Source organism: Peribacillus sp. V2I11, from assembly GCF_030817135.1.
Classification (GTDB): domain Bacteria; phylum Bacillota; class Bacilli; order Bacillales; family DSM-1321; genus Peribacillus; species Peribacillus simplex.
In genome coordinates this window covers 903,624-918,943 of record NZ_JAUSYW010000001.1, presented here as the reverse complement: position 1 = coordinate 918,943, position 15,320 = coordinate 903,624, and the positions used below count along the sequence as shown (strand labels likewise).

The following is a 15,320-nucleotide window of genomic DNA, read 5'->3' as shown; positions in this document are numbered from 1 at the left end:
GAGGACTCCCTTAAGCAAGAATTTATTTCTGCTTAAGGGAGTCCTCTTTATTCCCATAAACGGCATCAGCTCTTGTTTCCATAAGAACTAAACGGAGTCAAGCGAAGGAGCTCCTCTCGTCTTTTCGGCAATTCCGACAGCGGGATCCGATATGCCGTTTCAATAATTTTACTTGCTACTTCAGCTCCATTGGTAGGAATTTTACTAAAATTTTCTTGAAATACATTTTTTTTTGCTAAAGCTTGTTCGATCTTAGTTACTATTTCTTCCGGTTCTTTAATCGTTCCCATGTCACTATTTAATATTTTTCTAAGCATACCTATTTTTTGCTCGCGTTCCGCATCATCAGCTGGGAGGAAAAGCAATGGGGTTCCCGTAGATATACAGTCTCCTAAAATACCCATGCCCGGTTTGCTAATGACCAAACTGGCGGCATTTACAAGATTTTTACCGTTCGGAAAAAGGGGGGCTTTTATGATCCTTTTATCAAATTGGAAATCTTCTTCCTGCAATTGCCCTGCAACAACAATTCGATAGCAGCCTGCAAGAGCATTTATTTGTTCATACCACTTCACTATCTGTTGATAACGGTGTGGACCAATTCCGCCTCCCATTTGAACTAAAATAAACGACTCGTCAGCCTGAAGCTTTAGTTTGTTCTTAACTTCCTCAGGTGACATGCTAATATCTCTGGTGATTAAAGGAACAGGGATATAGAGGCAGTTCAATCTCGTGTTGGACTGCTTAGACGGGAAAAGATTCATGTGCAAAAAGATATCGGAATGATTGGCGGTATTCTGGATCTTTTGTTTATATTCCCGCATCTCAGTTGAATCATTTCTATGCAAGGAAAAGTCACTGTGATAGATCGTAACGATCTTTGTGTTTAAATCGACTTTCCCCTCAATGCGAAATGTGGTCACTTCGGAGCGCCAATCATGTATTAATAATTCTGTTTGTTTTCCATCCTCGAATTTTCGGGATTTATAGGGGTTCAAAGGGATATGGTTCTGCAGATTGTCCAATAAATAACCATGTGATTCCTGAAAGGCAAACACTTGTATCGGCAGATTCAGTTGATGTAATTTTTCCGAAATGCTAATGCATCTGCCTAGATGCCCCATATTTCTACCAACTACAAATGAGATCATATTTTATCATCCTTACGTGAGTTATCGATAAGATTTGTAAATAGCTGTTCCAACTTTTGGATTTGTTTGTGGATGTCATGTTCCTGTTCAACCTTCCTGTGTCCATTCTCGACCAGTAGGCTCCATTCACTCTGATGTTCAATAGCATGGATAAGCATATCGGACAGCGCGACGACATCTTTTTCCGGAACCAAATATCCCGTTTCGCCGTGGATAACCAACTCTGGGATACCCGCGTGTTCGGTGCTTACAACAACCCTGCCCATAGCCATGGCTTCCATAATCACGTTTGGTATCCCTTCTACATTTCCATCCGACCCCATAAGGGAAGCGATGCAGAACAAATCGCAGTCCATTAAATGTTCCCGTACTTCTTGATGGCTCCTTTTTCCTATTAACTCTACCCTATCATTTAAATGAAGTTTTTTGATTAATTTCTCAAGGTTTTTCCTTTCTTTGCCTTCCCCAATAATAGTCAGCTTTGAATTCGGATATTTTTCCGCAATTTGGGCAAACGATTGAATGAGGATGTCTATTCCCTTCTTTTCAATTAAACGGCCGACACTTAAGAGGCGAATCTCATCTTTATTAGCGGATACTTTTGGCTGGAAGGGGAATTTGCCCAGATCGATTCCCGATTTGAGTACCGTAATTTTATGGGCGGGGCAGCCGAGGGTGATTAACCTGGTTCTCATGTGCTCACAAACTACTGTAAACATATCGCCTTTCAGGAAGAGTTCCGGCAAACTGGCGGCGTAATCGTTCTTTTTTACTATCTGTTTTGACACATCGGCACCGTGGAACGAGGTAACCATCGGCAGATTCGTCACTCGTTTCAATGGGAGCATTTGTACCCCGCCGGTGCCGAATCGCGCATAAATCAATCTGATGTTATGATTATGGAAATGCTCAATCGTTGTTTTAAGATCCTGATATGGATAGAGATTTGAAGACGGAAACAAATTAGACTCATCAAGGAGTTCACGATAAAAAACATGCGGGCAATATTGGGCCATATTACGAATTTGCTCATAAATAAACGTTTCGCTTATGGGCAAATAACGTTCGCGGTACATAAATATATTTTTAATAGGTGTTAACATAAAAAATCCTTCCATTCCAGATAAGATTGCGGATCAATCTTTTTTACCTGTTCCAAAAACGACGATAATAAGCCCAACTTTTTTAGATTCCCCAAGAGCAACTGAGGTATTTCGTACTTTTTTGTAAAATGGCTCACAAGGTCTACCATTTTAAGGTCACCTTGCTTTGTTACGATAATCTCCTTTAACCTTGAATCCAACCGGGTAAATTTTATCCGCTTCATTTCTTTTATCAAGAATAGTATTTTTTTTGTAATATCTTCTGTAATATTTCCTTTTGATTTAAGATATTCCTGTAAAGATGGACCCTCAATATACTCCATAATGATATAGTTTTCTCCAACCCCATAAAGTTTTGCAACAATGGGCGATCCCTGTGCTACTTTTAAAGCTTCGCTTTCGCTCTGAGCGTGCATGGGTTTGTGGAAAATTTTTATGCATTGATCCGAGGAAATTTTAAATACGGCGCCTTGATTCCCCCTGCCTATTAGCGGATACGAGGTCGGATTATGAATAACTTCAACTTTATCCCCTTTCCGAAGAGAAGCAACTTTAATAGATTTAAAATCCTCCACTTTTCTTCAACTCCTTAAATGTAAGTTTATTGCCTTTTGGGATTGTGTTCATTACTTTATATATTTTATGAAGAAGAATAGAAAATGCTCTAGTCGTATAACCGATTTCCTATCGGTCTCGGAAAAATGTAGACACATACATATACCTCAAGGGACTTTTATTCATATCATATTAATATCTGATAAACAAAGGAGAATTGCTATGTCTAAAGCGCCCTTATATGTCGTTACAGGTGCGAAAGGTACGGGAAAAACAACCGTTATTGAGGAACTGCGGAAACTAATGCCGGAATATGTAATTTTTGATTATGATAATGTTATTGAGTTTATAAAAGACGACTTTGGCAAATTCGACAAACACCAATTGCTGAATATTTGGCTTCGCGTCGCACGAAATATCGCTGAAAGCGGCCGAAAAACCATCATTTGCGGAATCATTAGGCCGCACGATATCGAAAGATGTATCGACTTCAATGATTTTAAGCACGTTTACTACCTAGCTTTACATTGTGATGACAAAACCCGAGAGATACGATTGCAAAAAAGGAGAAAGATGACAGAAAAAAAGCTTCTAAAGAATAATGACTTTGCAAAATGGCTTATTAAGATTGCTGATAAATATAACCCGCCAATTCCGATTATTGATACTTCCAAAACCAATGCAACGAAGGTAGCTCAACAAATAAGTGAATGGATACATGGACACGAAAAAAACAAAAACTCCCTGTGAGCAGGGGGTTTATTTTCTTTTCGAATCTCTCCATTCCAGATAGGATTGATGATCGATTTTTTTTACCTGTTCCAAAAACTGTGATAATAAACCTAATTTTCCCAAGCATTTCAAGAGCTTCACGGGCCGGCTTGACTGTTTTTCCAATGAAAATGAGTTCACATGATCTATTACTTTAAGTTCCCCTTGCTTGGTTACGATGAGGTGGTCAAACCTCATGTCTAACCGAGTAAATTTTAATCGCTTCATTTCTTGTAGTAAGGATAAGATTTTTCGGGTGAAATCTTCTGTTAAATTGCCTTTTGATTCAAGATATTCCTTTATAGAAGAACCCTCAATGTACTCCATAATAATATAGTTTTCTCCAACCTCATAAAGTTTTGGGACAATCCCCGATTCCTGTGCTGCCTTTAAAACTTCGCTCTCTTTCAAGACGTGCAATTGATTTGCGTAAACTTTTACGCATTGATCCGAAGATAGTTTAAAAACGGCACCTTGCTTCCCTTTTCCAATTAGCGGTAATGATGTTGGATTATGAACAATTTCTACTTCATTATCCCCTTTCCTGAGAACACGAATAGATTTAAAATCGATCACTTTTCTTCAACTCCTTGAACTATGGTTGTTTGACTCTATGAACTGTGGTTAACAGCTTTATTTATTTTATGTAAAGTATTTGAACTTGCTCTAGTCACACGCCGTTTCCTAATAACCACTTGTCCTCATATAATGAATTATCTTGAATAGCAGGCAACACTTTATTGAAAAGGAGAAGAACAGTATGAATGATTTCGACTCCATTACCGTCACCCGCAATGAACAAAAAGAACTGGTTATCCATAATCCGACTTCGTACCCTTTTATAGGAAAAGGGCTTCAGGGGGCAGTATTCAAGCTGTCGGAAGTCAGCTGCGTAAAAATTTTTTTAAAACCGGAGGTTGCAAAACAGGAAAAAGAAGCGATGTTAAAAGGGCAAGGATTACCTTTCATGCCGAAGCTTTTCGAATCCGGCCACAACTATATCATCATGGAATACATCGGTGGTCCTTCATTACGGGATTATCTTCAGGAACATGGTACGATAACAGAATCGATTACCCGGCAGATTGTTTTTATGAAAAGGGAAATGAAACGATTGGGTTTTACCAATTTGGATATCTGCGTCATTCGCCACATTTTTGTTGATAAACAGCAGATTTTGAAAACCGTCGATCATGCAAATGCATATAAACGGAAACCCATACCGGTACGGTTGTTAAATACATTATCCGAACTTGGACTAATTGACCTCTTTTTGCAGCAGGTCAAAGACATGGACCAGGAATTCTATTCCGAATGGAAAAACTACATGTACATGCCCGACGGAGCCAAAATGAAAGATAAACGGAGCAAATAAGGCTACTCAATTTTACGTTGTTTATTTTTCATAGAGTGTAAGCAAAGTTATTCCCATTTCTCCTCTGTAAAGCTTCTGTTTCCGTTTCCGTCCGTTTCACCTTATGAGTTACGAACATAAAAATAAAAGAGAGATTTTCCGCATCTGTCTCCAAACAAAATTCGACCTATAATTATGATATTTCTTCATCTGTTTTTCCAAAGTATTCTACTAGAGCATGGAAGATGATCAATGGAATAATTGAACCTAGACCAACGTAAACGATGGAAAACCATAAGCCGACAAGGCAATAGCTCGAATAACCCCGGAAACTCCTTGGTAGGTGTGTGCCACCAGCCCAAATAGCAGCGAGGAGAGTAGAAGAACGAACCAGATGGACATGGTCTGGAAACAGGTAACTGAAAGCATAAATCAAAAAGCCAATAGATTGTTTTGGGTAAATACCGTTTTTTGCAAAAATAGGTTGTCCCTTTACAATTATGACTTTTACAAAAAAACGGTAAAATATAAGTTTTTATCCCTTTCAAATCCATACCATTGTGAAATTAATATAAAAGGGGAATTTCCATTTAAGAGTTTCTTATAAAGATAAAGAATAATTATAAAAGGAGAAATGAAATGGGATACATTGAAGATTTACGTGCTCTCGTTGGAACAAGACCTTTGATACTTACTGGGGTCACCGTTTTGGTTATCGACCAGCACTTCCGCTTTCTAATGGTACAGTCTGATAAAAAGTGGAAATTGCCAGGCGGCTTCATTGAAATAGGAGAAACGGCTGAAGATGCCTGCAGACGCGAATTGTTGGAAGAAACGGGAATTACTATCGATAACCTTCAACTAATTGGAGTTTTTTCAGGTAAGGACTATTATACCAAGTTGCCAAATGGTGATGAATATTATCCTATTACCTTAGCCTTCGTTACCGAAGACATACGCAGCGGAGATTTAAAACCTGATGATATAGAAATACAAAAGGTTCAATTTTTTAAATGGTCCGCTTTTCCGAAAGATTTAAGTCTCAGAGATCGACAAATATTCCAAAGTTTTATTGAAAATTTAATATCAGAAGGAAGGAAGAGATAAAGAAGAGAAGGCGATTGCCTTTATATCAGAGAACCGATAAAAATAAATCAAGGATTCAAGTACAATCAGGTCGTAATGCTGGATCAATATCGACCAATAGTCATTGGTCCTTTTCCAAACAGTAACATTGTTCTGTTTCAGTTTGAACAATATTATAATATGAATGATATTGTAGACCTTGGAGCCTGTTTTTAGGAGCAAAATGCCGTAGCGATCCATGCTTCATCAAGGGAAACATTCGATCGATATTTTACCAATAGCTGTCAAGTATGATATTCCTTTGATTGTTCATTTTCGCGGCCGCGATTCTTCTACTCAAATCTATAAAAGATTTCGCGAAAATGTCATCCGCTATCAACATGGTGAGGAAGGGGAAGTAAAGAAGCTTTTAAAAAGTTATATGGTGGAAGCAGACAAGATGCCTGTTTTTTAAGGCAATTATTGCAATTAAAATTAGCACGAGGTGATATATTGTGAGATTAGAAGAAGAATTTGTTGGCAGAAGATTGCAGTATAGGTTCCCGTGAAATAACGAACCGGATTGCTTTCAGCTTAGAAAAAAAGCCAACCCCTTGGTGTTCAAGGGATTAGCTTTTTTCCATTTTTATCGTTTATGTAGCATTTTTATACATGGTTGATGAATCACTGTTTTCGACTTCTGAAGAAGCCTGACTGTTGCATTTAAAAAGGGATTAATTCTATGTACTGTTCCCGGTATTGGCCCCACCTACGCCAGATACTATGACGGCCACGCATGCCATCCAACCTATTATCCTTATAAAGGAAAGCGCTTACATTATAAAAGGTTAATAGAAAACAAGTTTCGAAAATTCGATGTAAAAAGATAAATATTGCTCCTTTTCAGTTTGTTTGTAACTGTGATTTAAAATACCGTAAGCTGTTCGTACTTTTCGGTAGAACTTTATAAGGTATGATTGACAAAAGGATGAAATTGGATTATATTTATAAATACCAAGTTAATTGGTAAGAATAATGCGGTTTGTCGCTTGAGTCGTATTTTTCTATAACATTAGCAACTCCGAATATTGCCGATTAGTCAACTAAAGGCACCCTTACATCTAATCTATTGGATGGCGGGTGCCTTTTATTTTTTATAGTGAGGGGAGGGGAATATGGAGTTCCTATTAACTGGTTATTCTTATGCGGAAAGTAAAGTGATGAGGATATGATAGGTAAACCAAGTTCCTCAAGAAAACATTGAAAGTGGGAAGCGAACATGTGCTTTTCGTTCGATCCTTTTTAACATTAGGAATGAAACGAAGCTTTATTACCAGTAGTGAAGGGGAGATATTATGGAAAAGAAAGAAGAATTGAAAATCAGGCATATCATTTCAAGCTTGGAAGATCTGCAATATGGATCCGTGATAATAACCGTACATGATGGTGAAATAACACAGGTTGACACAACCGAGAAGAAACGATTCCCATTAGCGAAGAGCCGGGCCGTTAAAGCCAGATGAATAATAGTTATTTATTAAGGGAGCTTTCGATATGAAGGCTTTTTTTTATACAAAAATTTATTCAATTTGGAGTTTCGAAGAAGATTGTACTGCTTTTAACATGGTAGAATAAGTTAGGATATAGGGGAGTTTTTTATAGGGGAATAAATGATATCTAAGGGAGGAACAGGGAATAGATGACCTTACAAACTATAGAACATGATATCTTGGCATTAGTTGAAACATTTAATGGGAAAATTGCATATAAAATTGAAAATGGTCTTGGGGACACGATTGGATATCACGAGAATGAATCCTTTCAATCAGCGAGTTTGATCAAAATACCGATGATCATCGAAGGTTATCGTCAAAGTGAACAAAAGAAAATCTATTTGAATCAACCAGTGACCATCCCGCCAAATGAAGTGACTGGGGGGTCTGGGGTCCTGCATGTCTTATCGAATAAGGTATTTTTAACCGTAGAGGATTTATTGACATTGATGATAACCGTTTCCGACAATACATCTACGAATATGATGATGAACCTGTTGGGCTTTGAAGAAATCAATCAATGCATCATGGAACTTGGTTTGAAAAATACAATCCTTGAACGAAAAATGCAGGATTTTAAGGCATTAAAAGAAGGGCGCGACAATACCATATCGGCGGAAGATACGATTACCTGTTTAAAAGCCATACATACAGGCAACTTTTTGACGAAAGAAAGCCAGGAAAGAATATTGCGTGTATTTGACAATCAGCAATTAAGGGATAAACTTCCATCACTGATGGGCAGAGGGGTCAAGGTCGCAAGTAAAACGGGCGGAATTCGGGGAGTTGCCCATGATTGTGCAATCATTCGTTCAGAAACACAAACTGTTTATGCTGCAGTTCTTACTGAAGATATCAAATCAGAGGAAGAAAGCCGTCAAGTAATCAGTAAAATTGGAAAATTGATATATGATGATATGGTCGCGGAATAAACTGTCGGATTGAATATTTTTGGAAAAAGCGGGAAGTCTTTCATGACTTCCCGCTCTTCGACTTAGTTATTAGGTTAAGTGAAAAAAATGTTAAATGATGAAAAGAAAATGAAACGGGGAAAAACTTTGAAAAGGGCGATGAAATTTTGTGTAATATGCAGTACTCGGATATTTTGGATTTTACACATGAAAATTCAAGAAAGCATTCACCAGCAAATTCCGGAAAATGCCGATTACCTCATTATTCTTGGAGCAAGGGTCAAAGGTTCGGCTCCATCATTATCCTTACAATACCGGATTGATAAAGCTGCAGAATATTTAACGGCGAATAAACAAACAGTGGTCATTGTATCTGGCGGCAAAAGAACGGGAGAAGATATAATTCCTTTCATGTCCAAGCCTTCGTTTTTTGCTACTTCAACTGCCCGGTAAATAGTAATTACTTACGATTAATCCTGAAGCTGCTGTATCAGGAATGAGTTCTTACCGGCAAAGACACCAAAAGTGTCACTGTTGAAATCATATACCCGTGAATATTTTGCAATTACCAAATACTATTTGACAGAGTTGATTGGGAGGTAACATCCAGTGGCTTAATTCGATTTCTCCAAAAGATGGGGAGGGTACTTTCATTATTCGACTTCCACGACAACATTAGGAACCTCCCAAAAATCTTTCTCTTGATATAGCTCGTTAAGTGTCTTATAAACGGATAACCGGTATAGGAAATCTCGACTTGTTCATCAGCATCCACTTCTTCCACATTTATATCATCAACAAAACCAAGTTGATCATCGATTTCCATTAAATATAATCCGAGTGCCTCATACCCGCTTTATAGGCTACAATGACCTTACTGTCAAGACCGCTATTAGAAACTTTGTAATATTTCATTGATTGACCTCCTTGTTGTAATTTCTTTAAGTGAATATGGTTACTTTTTCTTATACTCTGATATACCCGTTAATCGATATCTGAATCATTCAATTGGATAAATAAAGAAAATAAAGGAAATAGGAAGCCGAACCCGTATTTTTTAAAATATTTCTAGAAATTTGCAATCTTTATCATTTCATGTTAATCTAATAAAGAATTGTTTTTGATTGTGGAAGAGGATACTGATTATTTTCCAAATGATTGAAAATAGTAATACAATGTGTGTTATGCACTAGGAGGCAACAACAATGGAACAAGGTACAGTTAAATGGTTTAATGCAGAAAAAGGTTTTGGATTTATCGAACGTGAAAACGGAGACGACGTATTCGTACATTTCTCAGCTATCCAAAGCGAAGGATTCAAATCTTTAGACGAAGGTCAAAAAGTAACTTTCGACGTTGAGCAAGGTGCTCGTGGAGCTCAAGCTGCTAACGTTCAAAAAGCTTAATTTTAATATTAAATCGTAACTTATATGAACAGACTTCCCAATGGGGAGTCTGTTTTTTATTATGCTAAAAAATAAAAAGCAAAAAAAAATCCCACTCTGAGCTGAGTAGGGTTTTAGGGACGTGTTATTAAGATTTTTTTAATTCTTCCTCAAAGAAAAAAGTAGTTGGATGTTCTTTTACAGTATAAGAATATCTTTTCATGTTTTTTACATATGCCCATTTATTAATGGTTACTAATTCATTAGTATCCTGAATAGTTACTGTTTCACCAGTATTATACTTATTGCTTTTCAATTTAGCCACCCTCTTTACTAATAGTATAACATATTTGGGAACGAAAGATGTGTCCAAGATTTACAAGGATATATTAGGTTTAAAAAATCAGGCTATGTATACGGCACTGAGCTGATATAAAGAGGAAGTTAAAGGGTGATGGTTTAGCGATTACAGATGGTGAAGGGCCGGAAGGTGGTTTTTTTAGCTGAACAAGGAATGGATATCACTGTTTGGAATTATGCGGAGTCAGGTTTCGGAAGTCTATTCCATTTATCAATTACCGTATGAAAGCGGAGGACCACGGATATGGAGTTTTTGTATTCCCCGGAAGACTTCTTAGTAAGTTTCTAGGGCTGGCGAATCATTCATTTCCTTATGGGGAGGTTGTCCGAAACGAGGGGGAGCTTCATAAAGGGGGATGCCATGTCATTCAGTTTGCTGGACAAAAGCTAAAAGCCTAATGATGATTGATTAACGGTGCATGAAAAAACAGCCACAATGTTCCCTAGTATACAGGAAACACGTGGCTATGAATTAAATGAAGTTTTTCAAGTGACGGACCTTCATGTCAGTTAATTAAAAAGCCCAATCCCCATTACGGAAGACAGGTTCTGAAGTGCCGTCCTGTTTGATGCCGTCGATGTTCATTTTATCTGATCCAATCATGAAATCGACATGTGTAAGGCTTTCATTCAGTCCATTTTCTGCAAGCTCTTCTGGACTCATGTTTTTTCCGCCTTCAATACAGAAAGCATACGAACTGCCGATAGCGAGATGGTTTGACGCGTTTTCATCGAATAATGTATTGAAGAATAAAACATTCGATTGGGAAATTGGTGAGTTGAATGGAACAAGTGCCACTTCACCTAGATAGTGTGAACCATCATCCGTTTCAACCAACTGTTTTAGGATTTCTTCCCCTTCTTCAGCTTTTACTTCAATGATCCGTCCTTCCTTAAAGGTCACGGTAAAATTATTAATGATGTTGCCGCCGTAACTAAGGGGTTTAGTACTGGAAACTGTACCGTTAACACCTGTTTTCAATGGGACCGTAAACACTTCTTCGGTCGGCATGTTAGCCATGAATTCATGACCCTGTACGTTAACGCTTCCTGCCCCGACCCAAAGATGTTTGTCAGGTAACTCAATTGTCAGGTCTGTTCCAGGAGCCGTGTAATGCAATTTTTGGTAATGCTTGTCATTTAAATAATCAACCTTTTCATGCAGGGTATCATCGTGTTTTTTCCAGGCCTCTACAGGATCCTTCACATCAACACGAACTGCTTTGAAAATGGCTTCCCATAGCATATCAACGCGTTTTCCTTCTGCCTCTTCAGGGAATACTTTATCGGCCCAGGCTTTTGAAGGGACGGCGACTATGGACCAGCTAACTTTATCGGATTGCATATACTGACGCCACTTTTTCAGTGCAGTCCCGGATGCTTTTTGGAAGTTGGCAATCCTTTCAGGCTTTACACCTTTCAATAAGTCTGGGCTGGAGGAGATGACGGATAGATAAGCAGCTCCGTTTTCCGCCAGTTCGATCGTTTCTTCTGCACGCCACTTTGGATACTCGTGGAACACCTCATCGGGAGCGAGTTCATATTTAGTGCGTGAAACGATATCGTCATTCCAATTAACAATGACATTGCGCGCACCGTTTTCATATGCTTTCTTTACAATGAGACGCACAAGGTCAGCACCCTCTAATGTTGTGTTTACGACCAGCGTTTGATCTTGTTGGATGTTTACGCCGACTTTTACGGCAAGTTCTGCATATTTTTCTAAATTCGTTTGAAAATCACTCATCATTTCAAAACTCCTTTTCCATTTTCTACATTTATAATTGTACTTATTGTCATATAAAAAAGAAACTTTTTACATCGTTTGTGAAAACTTATAGTTAATTAAACGAAGGAGTTCTTTATAACTGGCAAGGAGCCAATATCAATTCGGGTCAGTTTAGTTTCATTCACTTTAGTACCAACCCCGGCATTATCGTATGAGCATATAACCTCCCCAGCCAGCTCAAGCAGCAGCCGGTTTGCCTATCTTGCATTCTATCAACATTATAGAAGGAAAGACTATTGAAAAGGTTTGAATAGTTGCATAATTTAATTATTTGGCACAGTGAATCAATGGACTGAAAGAAAGAGGGCCTCTTTGAGACCCTCTTCTTGATAGTCAAAAACTCACTTGCCCAAATTAATCCAAACGCTTTTCACTTCAGAATAGTTGTCCAGTGCATAAGATCCCATTTCACGTCCGATTCCGGATTGTTTGTAACCGCCGAACGGGGAAGCTGCGTCGAACGCGTTATAACAGTTCACCCACACTGTACCGGCGCGGAGTTTTCCTGCAACATAATGGGCATTGGCTATATCGCTTGTCCATAAGCCGGCAGCCAACCCATATTCACTTGCATTTGCACGGTTAATGACTTCATCTAAATCCTCGAATGGCATTGCAGCTATGACTGGCCCGAAAATCTCTTCTTTAGCAATCGTCATATCCTCTTCAACCCCGGCGAATATAGTAGGAGAAACAAAGTAGCCTTGTTCACCGGGTTTATTTCCGCCGACAAGAACTTCCGCACCCTCGTTTTTCCCTTTTTCAATATAGCCCATTACCCGATTTTGCTGCTCCTGGGAAACAAGCGGTCCAATTTGAGTACTTGGATCTAATCCTGCCCCTTGTTTGATGTTTTTTGCATGGCTGGCCATATCGGCAACAACATTATCATAATGTTTCTTTTGAATATAAACCCTGGATCCGGCACAGCATACCTGTCCTTGGTTAAACATGACCCCATTCAAAGCTCCAGGGATGGCTTTTGAGAAATCCGCATCAGGCAGGATGATGTTTGGCGATTTCCCTCCTAGTTCCAATGTGACCCGTTTCAATGAATATGAAGCGGAACGCATGATCAATTTTCCAACTTCGGTCGAACCGGTAAATGCAATTTTATTTACTTGCGGATGGTCGACAAGTGCTTGTCCGGCGGTTTCACCAAAACCGGGAACGATATTGACGACTCCATCAGGAAAACCGGCTTCAGCCAATAAATCAGCCAGGTAAAGAGCGGAAAGCGGCGTTTGCTCAGCAGGCTTTAATATGACCGTACAACCTGTAGCAAGTGCCGCTCCCAGTTTCCACATCGCCATGAGAAGCGGAAAGTTCCATGGGATGATTTGGCCGACAACACCAACAGCCTCGTGTTTGGTGTAGTTAAAGTAATTTCCGCTTACCGGAATGGTCTGTCCAACAATCTTGGTGGACCAGCCAGCAAAATATCTCATATGTTCTATGGCTAAAGGAATGTCGGCATTAGTAGTTTCACTGATTGGTTTACCATTATCCAACGTTTCCAATTGAGCAAGTTCCGTTTTATTTTCTTCCATTAAATCGGCAAGTTTATACATAAGCCTACTGCGTGCAGCTGCGCTCATTCTTGACCAAGGCCCCTCATCGAATGCTTTGCGTGCAGCTTTGACGGCTAAGTCGATATCTTCTTTATCAGCTTCATAAACATCGGCAAGTTTTTGTCCTGTAGCAGGATTAGGAGTGGAGAAGGTTTTTTTTGAAGCACTTTCTACAAACTGACCATTAATATAGAGCTTTTTTGGTCCTGTTAAAAATTTTTGCAGCTTTCCACTTACTTCTAACGTTAGATTTGTCATAATTACCCTCCTGAATTAAATGATTATCTTGGGCAAAACATGATGACTTATTGTTAACGCTATGATTTATGCCAATTTTTATGATAAATGAAAAAAAGGGAATATTCAATCTATATCATTCGACAGAATAACCAAGATTTCTTCATCATTTTAAAAATGAGGTATTTTTTGTCATGACATGTGTAATTACTATAGCGAAAATGAAAGTTAATAGTTAAAATGAATAAGGATAAAATAACAAGAAGGTCTAAAGTTCTTCAGGAGGAATATATGGGAAAAAATGCGAAAATGATATCGCAGCGTAAGTTACTTGGTGTTGCGGGTCTTGGATGGATGTTCGATGCACTTGATGTCGGTATGCTTTCTTTCATCATTGTTGCATTAAAACAGGAATGGAACTTAACCAGTGAGCAGGTTGGCTGGATTGGGAGCATAAACTCAATAGGAATGGCTGTTGGAGCCGTTTTCTTTGGTGCGATGGCCGACAGGGTAGGACGAAAGAATGTCTTTATCATTACATTATTATTGTTTTCAATTGCAAGTGGCCTGTCTGCAGCAGTCAGTACACTCAGCTTGTTCTTGATACTGCGATTTTTGATTGGAATGGGACTTGGAGGAGAACTTCCGGTTGCATCGACATTGGTCTCTGAAAGTGTTGAAGCGAGTAAAAGGGGAAGGGTCGTCGTCCTTCTTGAAAGTTTTTGGGCGGTTGGCTGGATTTTGGCAGCACTCATATCCTATTTCATCATTCCGGCTTATGGATGGCGGGTTGCATTGTTATTGAGCGCAGTTCCAGCTTTATATGCGCTGTATCTGCGCTTGAAACTGCCGGATTCACCGAAGTATACGGAACTTGAAAAGAAGCAGAGACCATCTGTATTAAGCAATATGAAAAGTGTCTGGAAAAAGGAATACTCCCGTCAGACCCTTGTATTGTGGATTCTATGGTTTTGCGTGGTCTTTTCTTATTATGGGATGTTTTTATGGCTGCCAAGTGTGATGGTCCTAAAAGGCTTCAGCATGATTCAAAGCTTTGAATATGTTTTGATCATGACGCTTGCGCAGCTTCCGGGCTATTTTTCAGCTGCATGGCTGATAGAGAAGATGGGACGTAAATTCGTTTTGATCACATACTTAATTGGAACGGCCGTCAGTGCCTTTTTCTTTGGCTCGGCAGAGGGGTTAGCACTGCTGATAGTTTCCGGGATGTTCCTATCTTTCTTCAACCTAGGGGCATGGGGTGCACTTTATGCGTATACACCTGAGCAGTATCCAACTGCAGTCCGTGGTACAGGTGCTGGGTTAGCTGCAGGGATCGGGAGGATTGGCGGTGTCCTGGGACCGTTGCTTGTAGGGTATTTAGTTGCCGCAGACACCCCGATTTCATCGATTTTCACCCTATTTACAATTGCTATTCTAGTGGGGGCAGTTGCCGTAGCTTTTGGGAAGGAAACAAAGAATACCGTTTTGAAATAAACAAAAGGAAGGGGACTG

General features: G+C 39.1%; 17 protein-coding genes. 9 read left to right on the top strand and 8 right to left on the bottom strand.

Going from position 1 to position 15,320, the window contains the following annotated elements:
• Positions 1–65: 65 nt before the first annotated feature.
• From QFZ73_RS04440 to QFZ73_RS04430, 3 genes are read right to left on the bottom strand one after another with little or no spacing between them, the layout of a single operon-like run.
• Positions 66–1,151 (bottom strand): hypothetical protein, encoded by a 1,086-nt coding sequence (locus QFZ73_RS04440; RefSeq protein ID WP_307263444.1) that lies wholly within the window; start codon positions 1,149–1,151, stop codon positions 66–68.
• Entirely contained in the window at positions 1,148–2,254 is a 1,107-nt protein-coding gene (locus QFZ73_RS04435; RefSeq protein ID WP_307263441.1) for a glycosyltransferase, read from the bottom strand. The genes QFZ73_RS04440 and QFZ73_RS04435 overlap by 4 nt, the downstream gene beginning before the upstream one ends.
• The gene (locus tag QFZ73_RS04430) at positions 2,248–2,829 is read right to left on the bottom strand and encodes a kinase (protein ID WP_307263434.1); all 582 of its coding nucleotides are present in this window, start codon (positions 2,827–2,829) and stop codon (positions 2,248–2,250) included. The genes QFZ73_RS04435 and QFZ73_RS04430 overlap by 7 nt, the downstream gene beginning before the upstream one ends.
• Before the next feature lie 202 nt (positions 2,830–3,031).
• Between QFZ73_RS04430 and QFZ73_RS04425 the strand changes: the two genes are divergently transcribed.
• On the top strand, positions 3,032–3,559 hold the full coding sequence (locus QFZ73_RS04425) for an AAA family ATPase (protein ID WP_307263432.1): 528 nt from the start codon (positions 3,032–3,034) through the stop codon (positions 3,557–3,559).
• Positions 3,560–3,568: 9 nt separating this feature from the next.
• On the opposite strand, the gene QFZ73_RS04420 is transcribed toward QFZ73_RS04425, so the two are convergent.
• Positions 3,569–4,156 carry an RIO1 family regulatory kinase/ATPase domain-containing protein gene (locus tag QFZ73_RS04420; protein WP_307263429.1) on the bottom strand — a complete coding sequence of 196 codons (588 nt, stop codon included), beginning with the start codon at positions 4,154–4,156 and terminating at the stop codon, positions 3,569–3,571.
• Positions 4,157–4,340: 184 nt separating this feature from the next.
• Here QFZ73_RS04420 and QFZ73_RS04415 point away from each other — a divergent pair, with 184 nt between their 5' ends.
• The 6 genes from QFZ73_RS04415 to QFZ73_RS04390 all read left to right on the top strand — a co-directional run bounded on the left by QFZ73_RS04415 (position 4,341) and on the right by QFZ73_RS04390 (position 8,916).
• Positions 4,341–4,955: a protein kinase family protein gene (locus QFZ73_RS04415; RefSeq protein ID WP_307263427.1), complete on the top strand. Its 615-nt coding sequence runs from the start codon at positions 4,341–4,343 to the stop codon at positions 4,953–4,955.
• Between the two features lie 618 nt (positions 4,956–5,573).
• Complete coding sequence (locus QFZ73_RS04410; RefSeq protein WP_307263424.1) at positions 5,574–6,041, top strand: NUDIX hydrolase; 468 nt, start codon at positions 5,574–5,576, stop codon at positions 6,039–6,041.
• A 217-nt stretch (positions 6,042–6,258) separates the two neighbouring features.
• Entirely contained in the window at positions 6,259–6,474 is a 216-nt protein-coding gene (locus QFZ73_RS04405) for a hypothetical protein (protein ID WP_307263421.1), read from the top strand.
• Positions 6,475–7,354: 880 nt separating this feature from the next.
• Positions 7,355–7,522, top strand: a complete 168-nt coding sequence (locus QFZ73_RS04400; protein ID WP_251431171.1) for a YezD family protein — start codon at positions 7,355–7,357, stop codon at positions 7,520–7,522.
• Between the two features lie 176 nt (positions 7,523–7,698).
• Complete coding sequence (locus tag QFZ73_RS04395) at positions 7,699–8,484, top strand: serine hydrolase (protein WP_307263415.1); 786 nt, start codon at positions 7,699–7,701, stop codon at positions 8,482–8,484.
• A gap of 186 nt (positions 8,485–8,670) precedes the next feature.
• On the top strand, positions 8,671–8,916 hold the full coding sequence (locus tag QFZ73_RS04390) for a YdcF family protein (RefSeq protein WP_373458908.1): 246 nt from the start codon (positions 8,671–8,673) through the stop codon (positions 8,914–8,916).
• 112 nt (positions 8,917–9,028) lie between these two features.
• On the opposite strand, the gene QFZ73_RS04385 is transcribed toward QFZ73_RS04390, so the two are convergent.
• A complete protein-coding gene (locus QFZ73_RS04385; RefSeq protein WP_307263412.1) occupies positions 9,029–9,289 on the bottom strand; it encodes a hypothetical protein in 261 nt (86 codons plus the stop codon).
• Between the two features lie 379 nt (positions 9,290–9,668).
• On the opposite strand from QFZ73_RS04385, the gene cspC reads away from it, so the two are divergent.
• Positions 9,669–9,869 (top strand): cold shock protein CspC, encoded by a 201-nt coding sequence (cspC, locus tag QFZ73_RS04380; RefSeq protein ID WP_010331195.1) that lies wholly within the window; start codon positions 9,669–9,671, stop codon positions 9,867–9,869.
• 127 nt (positions 9,870–9,996) lie between these two features.
• Here cspC and QFZ73_RS04375 read toward each other — a convergent pair whose 3' ends face one another.
• The 3 genes from QFZ73_RS04375 to QFZ73_RS04360 all read right to left on the bottom strand — a co-directional run bounded on the left by QFZ73_RS04375 (position 9,997) and on the right by QFZ73_RS04360 (position 13,826).
• Entirely contained in the window at positions 9,997–10,164 is a 168-nt protein-coding gene (locus QFZ73_RS04375) for a hypothetical protein (protein WP_169803969.1), read from the bottom strand.
• A gap of 558 nt (positions 10,165–10,722) precedes the next feature.
• A complete protein-coding gene (locus tag QFZ73_RS04365; protein ID WP_251431163.1) occupies positions 10,723–11,955 on the bottom strand; it encodes an aminopeptidase in 1,233 nt (410 codons plus the stop codon).
• Between the two features lie 383 nt (positions 11,956–12,338).
• The gene (locus tag QFZ73_RS04360; protein WP_307263405.1) at positions 12,339–13,826 is read right to left on the bottom strand and encodes an aldehyde dehydrogenase family protein; all 1,488 of its coding nucleotides are present in this window, start codon (positions 13,824–13,826) and stop codon (positions 12,339–12,341) included.
• 270 nt (positions 13,827–14,096) lie between these two features.
• On the opposite strand from QFZ73_RS04360, the gene QFZ73_RS04355 reads away from it, so the two are divergent.
• Positions 14,097–15,302, top strand: coding sequence for an MFS transporter (locus QFZ73_RS04355; protein WP_307263403.1), 1,206 nt, complete (start codon positions 14,097–14,099; stop codon positions 15,300–15,302).
• The last annotated feature ends 18 nt before the right edge of the window (positions 15,303–15,320 follow it).

Bases quoted from the DNA above. Each gene is read 5' to 3' on its own strand.
- QFZ73_RS04440 (WP_307263444.1), bottom strand. From the start codon at position 1,151: ATGATCTCATTTGTAGTTGGTAGAAATATGGGGCATCTAGGCAGATGC.
- QFZ73_RS04435 (WP_307263441.1), bottom strand. From the start codon at position 2,254: ATGTTAACACCTATTAAAAATATATTTATGTACCGCGAACGTTATTTG.
- QFZ73_RS04425 (WP_307263432.1), top strand. From the start codon at position 3,032: ATGTCTAAAGCGCCCTTATATGTCGTTACAGGTGCGAAAGGTACGGGA.
- QFZ73_RS04415 (WP_307263427.1), top strand. From the start codon at position 4,341: ATGAATGATTTCGACTCCATTACCGTCACCCGCAATGAACAAAAAGAA.
- QFZ73_RS04410 (WP_307263424.1), top strand. From the start codon at position 5,574: ATGGGATACATTGAAGATTTACGTGCTCTCGTTGGAACAAGACCTTTG.
- QFZ73_RS04405 (WP_307263421.1), top strand. From the start codon at position 6,259: ATGCTTCATCAAGGGAAACATTCGATCGATATTTTACCAATAGCTGTC.
- QFZ73_RS04400 (WP_251431171.1), top strand. From the start codon at position 7,355: ATGGAAAAGAAAGAAGAATTGAAAATCAGGCATATCATTTCAAGCTTG.
- QFZ73_RS04395 (WP_307263415.1), top strand. From the start codon at position 7,699: ATGACCTTACAAACTATAGAACATGATATCTTGGCATTAGTTGAAACA.
- QFZ73_RS04390 (WP_373458908.1), top strand. From the start codon at position 8,671: ATGAAAATTCAAGAAAGCATTCACCAGCAAATTCCGGAAAATGCCGAT.
- QFZ73_RS04385 (WP_307263412.1), bottom strand. From the start codon at position 9,289: ATGGAAATCGATGATCAACTTGGTTTTGTTGATGATATAAATGTGGAA.
- cspC (WP_010331195.1), top strand. From the start codon at position 9,669: ATGGAACAAGGTACAGTTAAATGGTTTAATGCAGAAAAAGGTTTTGGA.
- QFZ73_RS04365 (WP_251431163.1), bottom strand. From the start codon at position 11,955: ATGAGTGATTTTCAAACGAATTTAGAAAAATATGCAGAACTTGCCGTA.
- QFZ73_RS04360 (WP_307263405.1), bottom strand. From the start codon at position 13,826: ATGACAAATCTAACGTTAGAAGTAAGTGGAAAGCTGCAAAAATTTTTA.
- QFZ73_RS04355 (WP_307263403.1), top strand. From the start codon at position 14,097: ATGGGAAAAAATGCGAAAATGATATCGCAGCGTAAGTTACTTGGTGTT.